This window comes from Qipengyuania sp. NPDC077563, from assembly GCF_044901345.1.
Classification (GTDB): domain Bacteria; phylum Pseudomonadota; class Alphaproteobacteria; order Sphingomonadales; family Sphingomonadaceae; genus Qipengyuania; species Qipengyuania aestuarii.
Genome location: NZ_JBJDPC010000001.1, coordinates 699296 through 713670, shown reverse-complemented (window position 1 = coordinate 713670; position 14375 = coordinate 699296). Strand labels below are relative to the sequence as shown.

The window sequence follows — 14375 nt, the reverse complement described above, 5'->3', positions numbered from 1 at the left end:
TGACCACCATGTAACGATCATATCGCGGCCGGCCATCGATCGAGTGCCATTTTGGCAATGGAGAGCAGTTCGTCGATCGTAGCGCCGTCGCGCGCCTGAACGGACATGCCTTCCATGACCGTATTGATGAATTTGCCTAGCACGGCCGGATCGGTGTTGGCCGCAAGCTCGCCCTGTGCGGCGCCGCGTCGCAGACGCTCGATCAGGAGGGCCTCCGCCGCGATACGCTTGTCGCGCAGCAGGCATTCGATGGCGGCGGACGCCGGCGAAACGGCTGCCGCTGCCGAATACATGAAGCAGCCGGCCGGCGTTCCAGGTTCCGAGAATGATGACGCCGCTCGTTCCAGCAGGCCCTTGACGGCCTCGTAAGTGGACAACGCCGGATCGTTGATGGGTGCATAGAGGTGGACGCTGAACGTTGCGGCGTAGCGCTCGATCACCGCCGCAAACAGCCCCGCCTTGTTGTCAAACGCTGCATAGAGACTGGCAGCGGCGACGCCAGTCTCCGCCACCAGATCGGCCATCGATGTCGCCTCGTAGCCGCGCTGCCAGAACAGCCGCACCGCCTTGTCAAGCGCAGCGTCAGTGTCGAACACTCGAGGGCGACCTGCGCGGCGACGGGCTTTCGTCTCTGTCATCTCTGGTGCACGATATGGAACGATCGATAAATAATATCTTGAAACTGGTGGTCTACCCGCTTACAGAACGATCATTCAATAATCAAGGAGTCTCCAATGAGCCGTATCGTCCGTATCCACGAATATGGCGACGCCAACGTCCTCAAAATTGAAGATGTGGCAGTACCCGCGCCCGCGGCCGACGAGGTGCAGATCGCGGTGAAGGCGATTGGCATAAACCGCGCCGAGGTAATGTTCCGCAACCATGCCTACCTTCAGGAAGCCGAGTTCCCGAGCCGCCTTGGCTATGAGGCTGCCGGCACTGTCGCTGCGGTCGGCGCGGACGTGACCGGGTTTGCGGAAGGCGACGCCGTCAGCGTCATCCCCCCGCTCGATATCGCGCGCTGGGGCACTTATGGCGAGGTCGCCAACGTGCCCGCCCGCCTCGTCGTCAAGCATCCGGCGGCGCTGTCGTTCGAGGAAGCGGCGGCCGTGTGGATGCAATATGTCACCGCCTGGGGTGCACTGGTGGAGCAGGCGAAGCTCGGCGAGGGCGATTTCGTCATCGTCACAGCTGCTTCCAGCAGCGTCGGCCTTGCTGCCTTCCAGATTGCGCGGATGGTCGGCGCGACGGTAATCGCGACGACGCGTACCGGCGCCAAGCGCCAGGCCCTGATCGATGCCGGCGCACATCATGTCGTCGCGACCGAGGAAGAGGACCTGGTAGCGAGGGTGATGGAGATAACCGATGGTCAGGGTGCGCGCGTGGTGCTCGATCCGGTCGGAGGACCGTCGTTCGAGCCACTGACCGAGAGCATGGCACGCGGCGGCATCCTGCTCCAATATGGCGCGCTCAGCGACGAGCCGACGCCGTTCCCGTTGTTCTCCGTGCTGGGCAAGAGCCTCACGCTCAAGGGGTATCTCTACAGCGAGATCGTCTCGGACGATGCCGCCCTCGATCGCGCCAAGGCGTTCATCGTGGCGGGTCTGGAATCGGGCGCGCTCAAGCCGCGGATCGCGCGCACCTTCCCGCTCGACGCCATCCAGGACGCGCACCGCTTCCTTGAATCGAACGACCAGATCGGCAAGGTCGTCGTTACGGTCTGACCGGCATAGCGGCGCTGACGCAACGGACTCGCACCACCAATCAGTTTAACTCAACGAAGGTATCCCAACATGAAATCTCGCGCCGCTGTTGCCTTCGAGGCCGGCAAGCCCCTCGAAATCGTCGAAATCGATGTCGCCCCACCGCAAAAAGGCGAAGTCCTCATACGGGTGACGCACACCGGTGTGTGCCACACCGACGCGTACACGCTGGAGGGGAGTGATCCGGAGGGTGTTTTCCCGGTGGTTCTGGGCCATGAGGGCGCGGGCATCGTTGTCGAGGTCGGTGAAGGCGTCACCAGCGTCGTGCCGGGCGATCACGTGATTCCGCTCTACACCGCCGAATGCGGCAAGTGCGACTTCTGCCTGTCGGGCAAGACCAACCTGTGCGTCGCTGTCCGCGAAACGCAGGGCAAGGGCTTGATGCCCGATGGGACCACCCGCTTCTCGTACAATGGTCAGCCCCTCTATCATTACATGGGCTGTTCAACCTTCAGTGAATATACTGTCGTCGCCGAAGTCTCGCTCGCCAAGATCAATCCCGAGGCAAACCACGAACACGTCTGCCTGCTCGGCTGCGGCGTCACGACCGGCATCGGCGCAGTCCACAATACCGCCAAGGTCCAGCCCGGAGACTCGGTCGCCGTGTTCGGCCTCGGCGGCATCGGCCTCGCGGCGATTCAGGGTGCGCGCCAGGCGAAGGCGGGTCGCATCATCGCCATCGACACCAATCCGTCCAAGTTCGAGCTGGCACGCCAGTTCGGTGCGACCGAGTGCATCAACCCCAAGGATCATGACAAGCCCATCCAGCAAGTGCTGATCGAGATGACGGGCTGGGGTATCGATCACACCTTCGAGTGCATCGGCAACGTCCACGTCATGCGCGCCGCGCTTGAATCAGCGCACCGTGGCTGGGGTCAGTCGATCGTGATCGGCGTTGCCGGCGCGGGCGAGGAAATCTCCACCCGCCCATTCCAGCTCGTCACGGGCCGCGTATGGAAGGGGTCCGCTTTCGGCGGTGTCAAGGGACGGACAGAGCTCCCCGGCATGGTCGAGGACGCGATGAAAGGCGATATCGATCTGGCCCCGTTCGTAACCCACACGATGGGTTTGGAGGAGATCAACGAGGCCTTCGAACTGATGCACGAAGGCAAGTCGATCCGCTCAGTCATTCACTACTGACCCACCGATCCGAAGCGGCGCGAAGCGCTCGGATCGACAACTCAGCCGTCATCATGGCCCGACCCCGGCCATGATGACGCGCCCTCTGGCAAATGGGCAACGCGTCGCGATGCATTCATCTTTTGCCCGACCGTGATGAACCACGGGCCCACGGGCGAATAAGGCAGGAAGACTGAAGTGAAGAGCAAGGATATTCACGCGACGACGCCGGCCACCGATCATAGGCATGCAGGGCCGCCCGATTGCGTGCAGGTTCGCGGCGCGCGCCAGAATAATCTCAAAAATATTGACGTCGATGTACCGCGCGACGCCTTCGTGGTGTTCACCGGCATATCGGGCTCGGGCAAGTCATCGCTCGCATTCGGCACCCTTTATGCCGAAGCCCAGCGACGTTATCTGGAATCGGTTGCGCCCTATGCCCGTCGCCTGATCGACCAGGCCGGCGTGCCGGAGGTCGACGCGATCGACGGTTTGCCGCCTGCGGTCGCGTTGCAGCAGCAGCGCGGCTCGGCCAACGCGCGATCCTCGGTCGGCAGCGTGACGACGATCTCAAGCCTGGTGCGGATGCTTTATTCCCGCGTCGGCGAATATCCGCGCCATCAACCCATGCTCTATGCGGAGGATTTCTCCCCCAACACGGTCGCCGGCGCCTGCCCGACCTGTCACGGCATCGGGCGCGTCTATGACGCGACCGAAGAGACCATGGTTCCTGACGACAGCCTCACCATTCGCGACCGGGCGATCGCCGCCTGGCCGACCGCCTGGCATGGCCAGAACCTGCGCGATATCCTCGTTTCGCTCGGCTATGACGTCGATACGCCGTGGCGCGACCTGCCGAAAAAGGATCGCGACTGGATCCTCTTCACTGAAGAGGCACCGACGGTGCCGGTCTATGCGGGCCTGACGCCCGCACAGACCCGGACGGCGCTCAAGCGCGGCATGGAGCCGAGCTACCAGGGCACCTTCACCGGCGCGCGCCGTTATGTGCTGGAAACCTTCGCCAACACTAAAAGCGCGCTGATGAAGAAGCGCGTCTCGCAATATATCATCGGCCGCGATTGCCCGACCTGCGACGGCAAGCGCCTGAAGCGCGAAGCCCTGTCCGTGAAGTTCGCGGGCCTTGACATTGCCGAGTTCGGCGACCTGACGGTGTTGAAACTCCGGGATTTGCTCACGCCCGTCGCGCATGGCGAATACGGGGGCGCCGCGGCGGTCCCGAAGGGCCATGTCCTCGGCAAGGCGGCCCGCGATGCGGCGGTCGAACGGCGAGTCGCGGCAGGAGGTTCGGCGCACAAGGCTGCGCCCGACGTACGCCGCACGCCCAATCTCTCCGACGAGAAGCGGGTCGCCGCCCAACGCCTTGCCTGCGAATTGATCGAGCGGCTGGATCCGCTGATCGATCTTGGCCTTGGCTACATTTCGCTCGACCGCAGCACGCCGACGCTCTCCTCCGGAGAGCTGCAGCGCTTGCGGCTTGCCACGCAATTGTCGTCACAGCTTTTCGGCGTGGTCTATGTGCTTGACGAGCCTTCGGCAGGGTTGCACCCGGCAGATGGCGAAGCCTTGCTCACCATCCTCGAGCGTCTCAAGGCGGCGGGTAACTCCCTGTTCGTCGTCGAACATGATCTCGACGTGATCCGCCGCGCGGAATGGCTTGTCGATGTCGGGCCAGGAGCCGGGGAAAAGGGCGGTGAAGTCCTCTACAGCGGGCCGATAGAGGGGCTTGCCGACGTCGAGACTTCGATCACCCGCCGCTACCTGTTCGCAGAGCCGCTCCGCAGTGAGCGCACACCGCGCGATCCCAAGGCATGGCTACGCTTGGAAGGGATCAGGCGGAACAATCTCCATGGTCTCGACGTAAAGTTTCCCATCGGCTGCTTCACCGCTGTCACCGGCGTCTCGGGATCGGGCAAATCCAGTCTTGTCAGTCAGGCGCTGCCCGAGCTCGTCACGGAACACCTCGGCGGCTCCCCCGTGGCCGAGGAGGAGGATATCGATCCGCTGCTCGATGTTGCGCAGAACGACACTGAAGGACGCATTGTCGCAGGCATGGAGCATGTTCGCAGGCTGGTGCGGGTCGATCAGAAACCGATCGGTCGCACGCCGCGCTCGAACCTGGCCACCTACAGCGGCATGTTCGACCATGTGCGACGGATCTTCGCTGATACGCCGCTCGCCCGCCGGCGGCACTACAGCCCGGGAAGGTTCTCGTTCAACGTTGCGCAAGGCCGCTGCCCTGTGTGCGAGGGCGAGGGATACGTCATGGTGGAGCTGCTGTTCCTGCCGAGCGTTTTTGCCCCGTGCTCGACCTGTCATGGCTCTCGCTACAACCCGCAAACGCTCGAAGTCGAATGGAACGGGCGCAATATCGCCCAGGTGCTCGAACTGACGGTCGACGATGCGTGCGATTTCTTCGCTGGCGAGGCATCTGTGATGCGCTCCCTCGATGTGTTGCGAGAGATCGGTCTTGGCTATCTGAGGCTCGGTCAGCCGGCGACCGAGCTGTCTGGGGGGGAGGCGCAGCGCATCAAGCTGGCGACTGAACTGCAACGCGCTCAACGCGGCAACACCATCTACATCCTCGACGAGCCAACTTCGGGGCTTCATCCCTCCGACAGCGACCGGCTGATGCAACACCTGCAGGGCCTCGTAGACGCCGGCAATACCGTCGTGGTCGTCGAACATGACATGCGCGCCATCACACAGGTGGACTGGATCATCGACCTTGGACCGGGGGCCGGGGAAGATGGGGGCCGTATCGTTGCCAGCGGCGTCCCTGACGTCGTTGCGGAAGCGGAAGGCAGCCTCACCGCCCGCTATCTCAAGGCGGCGCTGTAGGTCGTAAATCTGGTCGAAGGCACGTCGATCAGGTGCACCTCAAACCCACGCTGGAATGGGTCGATTCTGGATGCGAGAGCCGGCGAGGTGTCACCGCGGATTGACGCGGCTCAGGGTTCGATTGCCCGTGAGGTGGGCCATGTTCGTGTGATACGCGGCGTGGCGGACGGCCAATCGCTGGCCATCCGCCACGCTTGCTTTGTGCAGACCTTATCCATGGAGATGGCCCTCACGTGGTTCGTCGAAACGCCCCGTCTTAATTCCCTGCTGCGATTTCCTCGACGAGTTTGGCACAGAAGGCGGGCAAATCATCGGGATCGCGGCTGGTAACAAGCCCGTTGTCGACCACGACTTTCTCATCGGTCCATGTACCGCCGGCGTTCTCGATATCGACCTTCAGCGTCGGGTAGGACGTCAAGGTGCGACCCTTGAGCACGTCCGCCTCGATCAATGTCCAGGGTGCATGGCATATAGCCGCGACAGGTTTTTTCTGATCGAAGAAAGCCCGGATGAAACCGATTGCCTCGTCGCTGCCGCGCAGCTTGTCGGCACCGACGGTCCCTCCGGGCACGACAAGTCCGTCGAAATCGTCGGCTTTGACATCGGAAAACGTCTTGTCGATAGTATAGCTGCCGCCCTCGTCGAGATCGCCATTGACTGTGCGAGCCTTGCCCGATTCAAAACTGACCACGGTCACTTTGCCACCAGCGTCCTCGACAGCTTGCTTGGGCTTCGAGAATTCTGGTTCTTCCGTCCCGCGGGGTGCGATCAGAATGGCGACCGATTTGCCTTCTAAAGTCATAATTTATCTCCTATTCTGTCCAAGATTAAGGTCAGGTGCCCGGCTTGAGCACGACCTTCGTCCAACCAGCATCGTGCTCGTCGAAATGCTTGAAGGCGCCCGAGCCCGCCGCCGTCGACTGAGCCGGTGCCGCCGCGCTCCAAGGCTCAGCTGCGCGCGAACGCCTGCGCCGCTGCCTCGGCCACGCCCTGATCCTGCTTGCCGTTGCCGCCCGACACGCCCACGGCGCCGATCACCGTCTCGCCGTCCTTGATCGGCACGCCCCCGGCGAAGATCATCACCTTGCCGTCGTTGGAGGCATGGATGCCGTAGAAGTCGGCGCCCGGCTGGGCGAGCTTCGCCAGCGCCTTGGTCTCGACGTCGAACGCGCGCGCCGTCCACGCCTTGCTTATCGCGATGTCGACGCTGCCGCGCCACGCATCATCCATCCGCGCGAACGCCAGGAGGCAGCCGCCCGCGTCCACCACCGCGATGTTCGACGGGCTGCCGATCCGCTCGGCCTCCGCGATCCCCGCATCGATGATCGTCCGCGTGTCGTTCAGGTCGAGTGACTGGATGGTGCGCATGGCGTCCTCTTTGGACAGTTCGGGGAAAGCTGTTCAGTGCACGCCGCCGCGCGCGGGTCCCCCCCGCGGGCGAGAGCGACGTGCTAGGGTGCCGACCGCTCCGCTATTTCGCGGCCAGCAGGGTGAACTTGTGAATCTGCGGCGGTTCGGAAAACAGTTCGTCTGCCTTTTCCATCAGTGCGGCGGCAACCTTGCCGTCGAGATGGGCCTGGCGATCCTCCTCTGTCTCGAACGTGTCGAAGATCGCGTACGCACCGGGACCTTCCTCGATCGCGTACCAGGTCTGAGTGCCCGGCTCAGCTTGAACGAGCGGCAATGCCGAGGTCAGGAAATCGGCGACATCGCGCTCTTTTCCGGGCTTGGCCTTCAGCGGTACATACAGGGCAAGTTTGGGCATAAGTGACTCCTCAAGTGAAACGGACAGATATTGTTCGGCAAACTAACGGACGAGCGGGCCGGCACGTTCCCTAAGAGGCGGAGCACACCCGGCGCCGCCTCCTCGTCGAAATCAGAACTCCTGTGCGGTCGGCCGGATGACGATCGCGTTGATGTCGACGTCATCAGGTTGTTCGACAGCGAACGCGATAGCACGCGCCACCGATGCCGTCGGGATGGCCTGCTTGTAGAAGTCCAGCACCGTTTCGGCAGCCGTGCCTGATGTCGTGAACTTCAAATCGCTTTCGACAGCTCCAGGCTCGATTGACGTGACCCGGACTTTTTCCCCCACCTCGTGGCGCAAGCCTTCGCTGATCGCGCTGACGGCAAACTTGGTGCCGGAGTAGACCGTGCCGCCCGGTGCGAAGACCTTGATGCCCGCAACCGAGCTCAGGTTGATGATGTGACCGCTGCCCTGCTCGAGAAAACCGGGAAGGGCCGCCGCGATGCCGTAGAGCGTACCCTTCAGATTGACGTCGATCATCTGGTCCCACTCGTCGGTGTTGACCTCGGCCATCGGACGGATCGGCATAAGCCCGGCATTGTTGATCAGCACGTCGAGGCGGCCGAAGTCGGCAATGATTGCGGCGACGACGGACTGGACCGCCGATTTGTCGGTCACGTCCAGCGCGTAGCTACGTGCCGTGCCACCGTTTGCGGCGATGTCAGCGACGACCTCGTCGAGCCTGTCCTTGCGACGCGCGGCGATCGCCACCTTCGCGCCGCGTTCCGCGAGAAGACGCGCAGTTTCCGCGCCGATGCCGCTGCTGCCGCCGGTAATGAGAACGACCTTGCCTTCGATACCCTTTGTCATGATTGCATTCCTTCAAGTCAGTTGTTGATTTTTTGCCGGATCGCGGCCCCGCGCGAGCCTGCCCGGCCTGATGGGATCACTGTGAGCGCAAGAGGACGGGCCCGGCGCCCACCCGGATGCGGAGCAGCTCGTAAGGCTTGCTGCGTAAATCCCGTCCGCCGTGAAAGCCGGGCTGGCGGTGGAGCTGGTTGGCAGTGAAGTAGAGATAGCCGTCGGTGCCGATCGACAGTGTGTCGGGCCAGCTGATGCGGGGGTCGCTGACTACCGTCGTCCAGCGGCCCTGGTCGAGCACGCGGATCGCGTTGTTCTCGTAATCGCCGGCGAACACGCGGCCCCGGTCGTCTTCGGCAATCCCGTCCGAGGCGCCTTTGCGCCCCAGGCTGCGTACCGCGCGGGCCAGTTCCTCCTCGGACACCGCGGGGTCACGCAGCATGGCCGTGGGGACCGCGTGCAGCGTGCGGCCGGACAGTGGACCGTAATACAGCAGGCTGCCGTCGGCGCTAAGCCCGATTGCGTCGCTCGCGATTGTTACCGGCGTCGCGGGTCCATCGGCGGGACGGTTCATGAGCACCGCGCCGTCGACAACCGGGGTGAAGCCGGGCTCGGGGTTGGTCGTCGCATGGTTCGACAGGCGCCGGATCGCACGTCCGCTGGCGATATCGACGACGATGATGCCGCCGACACCGGCGTTGCTGCTGTCGGTGATGTAGGCGACGCCCTCGGCGCCCTGACGCAGATCGAAGCGCACGTCGTTGAGGTAGGTCGTGGGCAGCACCACGCTGGGCGGCAGGACGATCGTCTTCACCACCCGGTCGGTCGCGAGGTCGATTGCCACCAGCTTTGCACCGCCGGCCTGTGGTTGAGAGAATTTGGGCGCCGCCGTGTCGAGCACCCACAGGCGATTGGCGCCATCTGCCACTACGCTCTGCACCGAGATGAAATGCCCAGCCGGGTCGGCCGGATCGGGCTGGTTGATCGCGGCGTCGGGATAAGGCACCGCCTTGCCGTCGACCAGCTCGGCAACCGTGAACGGCGCGTTATCGCCCCATTGCGGGAAGTTGACGAAAATGCGCCCGTTAGGGGCGACGGTCACGCCAGTCGGCATCGCGCCATCGAAGGTCGCGACCTGTTCGATTTGAGGCGCGGATGCACCCTCGCGGGTTGTCGCACAGGCGGCGAGTGTGAGAGCGGCGCCAGCGGCAAGAAGCAGTTTGACGGAGATTTTCATGCGATCATTTCCTTGAGACTACGGCCCGCTTCGTGGGGCTCGGACCGGAGGTATTGCGGCGGTGCCTTGACCGATGCACCGAGCGCAGCGGCAGCGTGCCAGGGCCAGCGCGGATCCCATAGCGCAGCGCGGGCAATCGCTATGGCGTCGGCATGCCCGTCTTCGAGAATGCGCTCCGCCTGCTGCGGATCGGTGATCAAGCCGACAGCGATTACAGGCATAGCGACCGCGTCCTTGACCGTCCGGGCCAGCGGCACCTGATAGCCGGGGCCGACCGGGATCTGCTGGCGCGGGTCGAGCCCGCCGCTGGAAACGTGGATTGCCGAACAACCGCGCCGCTCCAGCTCCTGTGCAAGCAATGCGCTTTCCTCCGCTGTCCAGCCGCCTTCAACCCAGTCGGTCCCGGAAACGCGGACGGTCACTGGGCGGTCGGCCGGAAACGCTTCGCGCACGGCATCGAACACTTCGAGCGGGAACCGCATCCGGTTGTCGAGGCTGCCGCCGTAGTCGTCGCCGCGCCGGTTGGAGATCGGCGAAAGAAACTCGTGGAGCAGATAGCCATGCGCGGCGTGGATCTGGATGGCTTCGATGCCCAACCTGCCGGCGCGCCGGGCGGCATCCGCGAACGCCTCCCGGATGCGGGCAAGCCCTGACTCGTCCAGTTCGACAGGGGGATTGTCGTCCGGAGCGAAGGCAATGGCGCTGGGTGCCACGGTCTGCCAGCCATTCTCCGCATCGGGGGCGATCTGCGTTCCGCCGTGCCACGGCTTGGCGCAGCTCGCCTTGCGGCCGGCATGGGCCAGCTGGATGATCAGCGGCATGTCCGACCAACGGCGCACACTTTCGAGCACGCTTCGCATCGCCGCTTCGGTACGATCATCGTACAGGCCGACGTCACCGTAGGTGATGCGCCCTTCCGGGCTGACCGCGGTCGCCTCTATCGTCAGCGCGCCCGCGCCCGAGAGCGCCAACTGGCCGAGATGCATCTGGTGCCAGTCGGTCATCGCGCCGTCGACTGCCGAATACTGGCACATCGGCGCGATGACGATGCGGTTGGCGAGCCGCAGCCCGCCAACCTCGATCGGTTCGAACAATTTCGCCATCACCATTCGCCCGTGTTGGGCATGGAGGCCCAGGGTTCGGCCGGGCCCTTGTGTTCGCCCTTCTGCAGCAGTTCGATCGAGATCCCGTCCGGCGAGCGGACGAACGCCATGTATCCGTCACGCGGGGGGCGATTGATCGTCACACCGCCCGCTTGCAGCCGCGCGCAGGTTTCGTAGATGTCATCGACACTGTAGGCGAGATGGCCGAAGTTGCGGCCCCCGGTGTAGGTCTCGGCAGGAGTGCCGTCCTCGGGCGGCCAGTTGTAGGTCAGCTCGACCTCGGCATCGCCCTGCTCGCCGTCGCCGCGGAAATCCTCGTCGGCGGCAAGGTAGATCAGCGTGTAACGCCCGGCCTGGTTCTCTATGCGCCGGGTCTCCTTGAGACCCAGCAGCGTGAAGAAACGGATCGCCGCCTCGGGATCGGCGACGCGCAGCATGGTGTGGAGATAACGCATGATCAGGCGACCTTGTCCTTGAGGGCTTCCATTACGAGTTCCGCGGTGCGGGTAGCGCTGGCGGGGTTCTGGCCCGTCACCAGATTGCCGTCGCGCAGGGCGAACGGGGCAAAATCGGGGCCGCCCTCGTGCTTGCCCCCAAGTTCCTTGAGGCGCGTTTCGAGCAGGAACGGCACCGCCTTGTCGAGGCCGACCGCGCGCTCCTCGCTGTCGGTGAAGCCGGCGACACGGCGATCGGCGACGAAGGGCGAGCCATCGGCCTTCTTCGCCGAGACCAGTCCAGCCGGTCCATGGCAGACGGCGGCGACGATCTTGCCTTCGCGGTCGAAGTGCTCGACCAGGCGGGCCAGTTCGTCGCTGCCGGGGTAATCGAACATGGTGCCGTGGCCGCCGGGCAGGAACAGCGCGTCGTAGCCGGCGGGATCGATGCTTGTGAATACAGGGGTGCTGGCAACCTCGGCCTTCAGGGCGTCGTCCTTCAGATAGCGTTCGACCGAAGCGTCGTTCTCGCCGTCGGCGTTGACGCTGCGCTGGTCGACGGGGATGGCGCCGCCCTTGATCGAGGCCAGCGTCACCTCGGCGCCCGCATCGCGGAAGGCATAATACGGGGTGGTAAGTTCCTCGAGCCAGACACCCGTCGGTTCGGTGCCGGGAGTCATGCGGTCGGCGGAGGTGGCTACCATGAGAATGCGGGTCATCGTCAATTGTCCTTTTCCATTGATGTCGGGGACACGAGCAAACGCACCCGGCGCAGCCGCACCCGCCACAAAGACAGCGGTGAGAGCTTTCAGCAGTTGGCGGCGATTGTGCATTCGATCGTTCCTTTCGGCGGCTTAGATACGCAGGGAACGTCATCATGAAATCCAGCGGGAATGGCGGACGGCCATAAATCAGGTTATGGAACCGGAATGTCCCTCCTGCAGTTGCGCACCTTCGTCGAAGTCTACCGCCGTCGTTCACTGAGCGAGGCGGCCCGGGCAATCGGCATCACCCAACCGGCGGTGTCGCAGCACATCGCTTCACTCGAAGCGCAATTGGGCCGTCCCTTATTTGATCGCCATTCGCGGGGTGTTCGACCAACAACGATTGCTGACGATCTGGCGGCTTCTATCGGAAGCAGCCTCGACACGGCGGAATCGGCACTGGCCAGCGCGCGGGCCCGATCGTCGCGCATCTCGGGCACGGTCCACATCGCCGCGCCGTCGGACCTGCTGGGAGAGATGATCACGCCCCGACTGGCTCCGCTGCTGGAAGCAGGGCTGGACCTGCGCCTGCATATCGGCGGGCGCGAGGCGCTTTATACCATGCTCCTCGAAGACAAGGTGCACCTGGCCTTCACCGCCTCGCAACCCGAAGATCCGCGGTTGGCCTTTCATGCGCTGAGCGAGGAACACCTGCGCGCCGTAGCTTCTCCCGCTGTGGCGAGCCGTATTGCCGAATTGCCGCTGGCCAACGGGCTCGACCGGACGGCTCACCTCGCCTACGATCTCGACCGGCCGCTGCTGCGGACCTGGCTCGAGGCAAACCAGATCGAACTGACCAGCCAGCCCGCTTTGACCGCGCCCGATTTGAGGGTGCTACGGTCGGGATTGTGCGCGGGCATCGGCTGGACGGTGCTGCCCGGCTATCTCACCCGCAGCGAACGCGCTGCCTGCACGCTGGTCGAGATACCCGCCCCGGTCACGGTGCCGCGCAACGCTTACTACCTCGTCTGGGCACGCTCATCGCTGCGACACCCGCGCGTGGCCATGGCTCGGGACGCCCTGATTGCTGCACTCCGAATATAATTGTGGCCACGCCTGCTGGGCCGTCAGCGCAATTTCGGGTCTGAACCAGTTGAGCGCTGGCGGAACGAATGGCGGCTTTAGGGATCGTCGGCGACAAGGCCGAACGGCCGGATGTGGGGCGCAATGCCGCTATCAATGACTGGTAATGCCTCCGCGCCAACTCGGTCGCAAAAAAGGGGAAGGATTATCATTTGAGAAGTTTGGTGGCTGACGCCGAAAGGTGAAAATTCCATCAGAGGCGCGCAGGCTTGCAGCCAGCTGCGCGCCGCCTTGAGACTCCCATGACAAAGAAAAATGTGAACGGCACAGCGCCTTACGCAGTCGCGCTGCTCATCTGTCAAAACCTTGGCGAGCTCATCGCCTACGAAATCGCTGGTGACCAGATCCTGATACCAGATGATGACGAAAGTTCCTCCAGCGTCGCCCGGTCGCTCGTCCTCATGCCAGGCGTCAGCCTGGCTTCTGACAAAATGGCGAGGGGCATCGCGATGCTTGGCACATCCGCCCTTGGCGTCCGATGTCTGATCGAGCCTGCCGGTGGACAAATTCCTGACTTCACGGTGCTGTTCGCAGAGAACGGCAAAGCGGAACGCTTCGCGTCCATGCGGCCATGGTTTGAAAGGGAAAGCGGCTTTTATCTCATCCGGGATGAAGACACGGTCGCCGACAATTCCACGTGCTTCAAGTTCGACCGCGATTTGCGCAAAGCTGCTCGACCTTGGGCCGATGAAGCCGACCGGCATCGTGGTATCGCCGAAGCGACGGCGCTGCTTCTGGAGGAAGGGGCCGATAACCGGCCCGGCTGATCCCAAGAATGAAGTGAAGGTTCGGCGGTAAGGCCGAGTAGATTATGAAATAAAGTGGGGAGGGCGAGCTCGGCCAGAGCGGCCTCCCCCGAAGGATTATCCAACGTGAATATGATTACCCTGCAACGCCCTCTCGAGGGCGAACCCTTGCTGCCGCCCACTACCTACAGGACCTACAGAACGCTTAGCCGAATGGCCGCCTTCCTGAGCGCAACCGGACTTTCGTGCGAGGGCGAAGATATGAGCGCTCACACTGCGGACGGGTTCTATGCCGATCGGAGCGCGAGCGTGGTGGTCACCGCCACATCTTGTGACCGACCGCTGTTCTTCCCCGAATGCGAAGCTCTCGCCAAGTTCCTGCAGATGGACCTTGTGCTGCTGCGGTTCGATCCGCTCCTGGGTGCCTCGTTCGACGTACTGATGGCAGGGAGCCAGAGCTGGCTGTGCGATTTCCTCGCCTGGCGCCGCGATGGCGGAGACATGTGGCTGGTGCCCGCGCGGGCCTCGGGCCCGTACTTCTGCCTGAATGAGGACGGGCTCGAAGCGTGCGAAGGCGCTCCTTACGCCAATGGCTCGGAGCGCTACTCCGGCATCCTTCGCGCCATCGAAGCTCCTTCCTTCGAAGGGAGGTTCTAATC

At 63.6% G+C, this 14375-nt stretch carries 15 protein-coding genes; 6 read left to right on the top strand and 9 right to left on the bottom strand.

Annotated elements, in window-relative coordinates:
• Nucleotides 1-17: 17 nt before the first annotated feature.
• On the bottom strand, nt 18-596 hold the full coding sequence (locus ACI2I1_RS03525) for a TetR/AcrR family transcriptional regulator (RefSeq protein WP_229735549.1): 579 nt from the start codon (nt 594-596) through the stop codon (nt 18-20).
• A 138-nt stretch (nt 597-734) separates the two neighbouring features.
• Between ACI2I1_RS03525 and ACI2I1_RS03520 the strand changes: the two genes are divergently transcribed.
• The 3 genes from ACI2I1_RS03520 (at nt 735) to ACI2I1_RS03510 (ending at nt 5741) form a co-directional block, all read left to right on the top strand.
• Complete coding sequence (locus ACI2I1_RS03520) at nt 735-1724, top strand: zinc-dependent alcohol dehydrogenase family protein (RefSeq protein WP_404677925.1); 990 nt, start codon at nt 735-737, stop codon at nt 1722-1724.
• 69 nt (nt 1725-1793) lie between these two features.
• Nucleotides 1794-2903, top strand: a complete 1110-nt coding sequence (locus ACI2I1_RS03515; RefSeq protein WP_404677924.1) for an S-(hydroxymethyl)glutathione dehydrogenase/class III alcohol dehydrogenase — start codon at nt 1794-1796, stop codon at nt 2901-2903.
• 192 nt (nt 2904-3095) lie between these two features.
• A complete protein-coding gene (locus ACI2I1_RS03510) occupies nt 3096-5741 on the top strand; it encodes an excinuclease ABC subunit A (RefSeq protein WP_404678330.1) in 2646 nt (881 codons plus the stop codon).
• Between the two features lie 256 nt (nt 5742-5997).
• Here the strand turns inward: ACI2I1_RS03510 and ACI2I1_RS03505 are convergent, their stop codons facing one another.
• The 8 genes from ACI2I1_RS03505 to ACI2I1_RS03470 all read right to left on the bottom strand — a co-directional run bounded on the left by ACI2I1_RS03505 (nt 5998) and on the right by ACI2I1_RS03470 (nt 11956).
• Nucleotides 5998-6543, bottom strand: coding sequence for a type 1 glutamine amidotransferase domain-containing protein (locus tag ACI2I1_RS03505; protein WP_404677923.1), 546 nt, complete (start codon nt 6541-6543; stop codon nt 5998-6000).
• 146 nt (nt 6544-6689) lie between these two features.
• Entirely contained in the window at nt 6690-7109 is a 420-nt protein-coding gene (locus tag ACI2I1_RS03500; RefSeq protein ID WP_404677922.1) for a heme-binding protein, read from the bottom strand.
• Nucleotides 7110-7212: 103 nt separating this feature from the next.
• A complete protein-coding gene (locus ACI2I1_RS03495) occupies nt 7213-7506 on the bottom strand; it encodes a putative quinol monooxygenase (protein ID WP_265559212.1) in 294 nt (97 codons plus the stop codon).
• Nucleotides 7507-7617: 111 nt separating this feature from the next.
• Entirely contained in the window at nt 7618-8358 is a 741-nt protein-coding gene (locus ACI2I1_RS03490) for an SDR family oxidoreductase (protein WP_067684716.1), read from the bottom strand.
• A 76-nt stretch (nt 8359-8434) separates the two neighbouring features.
• Nucleotides 8435-9586, bottom strand: coding sequence for an L-dopachrome tautomerase-related protein (locus tag ACI2I1_RS03485; RefSeq protein ID WP_404677921.1), 1152 nt, complete (start codon nt 9584-9586; stop codon nt 8435-8437).
• On the bottom strand, nt 9583-10689 hold the full coding sequence (locus tag ACI2I1_RS03480) for an NADH:flavin oxidoreductase/NADH oxidase (RefSeq protein ID WP_404677920.1): 1107 nt from the start codon (nt 10687-10689) through the stop codon (nt 9583-9585). The genes ACI2I1_RS03485 and ACI2I1_RS03480 overlap by 4 nt, the downstream gene beginning before the upstream one ends.
• The gene (locus tag ACI2I1_RS03475) at nt 10689-11144 is read right to left on the bottom strand and encodes a VOC family protein (RefSeq protein ID WP_404677919.1); all 456 of its coding nucleotides are present in this window, start codon (nt 11142-11144) and stop codon (nt 10689-10691) included. The genes ACI2I1_RS03480 and ACI2I1_RS03475 overlap by 1 nt, the downstream gene beginning before the upstream one ends.
• A 2-nt stretch (nt 11145-11146) precedes the next feature.
• Nucleotides 11147-11956: a type 1 glutamine amidotransferase domain-containing protein gene (locus tag ACI2I1_RS03470; protein ID WP_404677918.1), complete on the bottom strand. Its 810-nt coding sequence runs from the start codon at nt 11954-11956 to the stop codon at nt 11147-11149.
• A gap of 96 nt (nt 11957-12052) precedes the next feature.
• On the opposite strand from ACI2I1_RS03470, the gene ACI2I1_RS03465 reads away from it, so the two are divergent.
• The 3 genes from ACI2I1_RS03465 to ACI2I1_RS03455 all read left to right on the top strand — a co-directional run bounded on the left by ACI2I1_RS03465 (nt 12053) and on the right by ACI2I1_RS03455 (nt 14373).
• A complete protein-coding gene (locus ACI2I1_RS03465; protein ID WP_404677917.1) occupies nt 12053-12931 on the top strand; it encodes a LysR family transcriptional regulator in 879 nt (292 codons plus the stop codon).
• A gap of 281 nt (nt 12932-13212) precedes the next feature.
• The gene (locus ACI2I1_RS03460; RefSeq protein ID WP_404677916.1) at nt 13213-13737 is read left to right on the top strand and encodes a hypothetical protein; all 525 of its coding nucleotides are present in this window, start codon (nt 13213-13215) and stop codon (nt 13735-13737) included.
• Between the two features lie 105 nt (nt 13738-13842).
• On the top strand, nt 13843-14373 hold the full coding sequence (locus ACI2I1_RS03455) for a hypothetical protein (protein WP_404677915.1): 531 nt from the start codon (nt 13843-13845) through the stop codon (nt 14371-14373).
• Nucleotides 14374-14375: the final 2 nt, after the last annotated feature.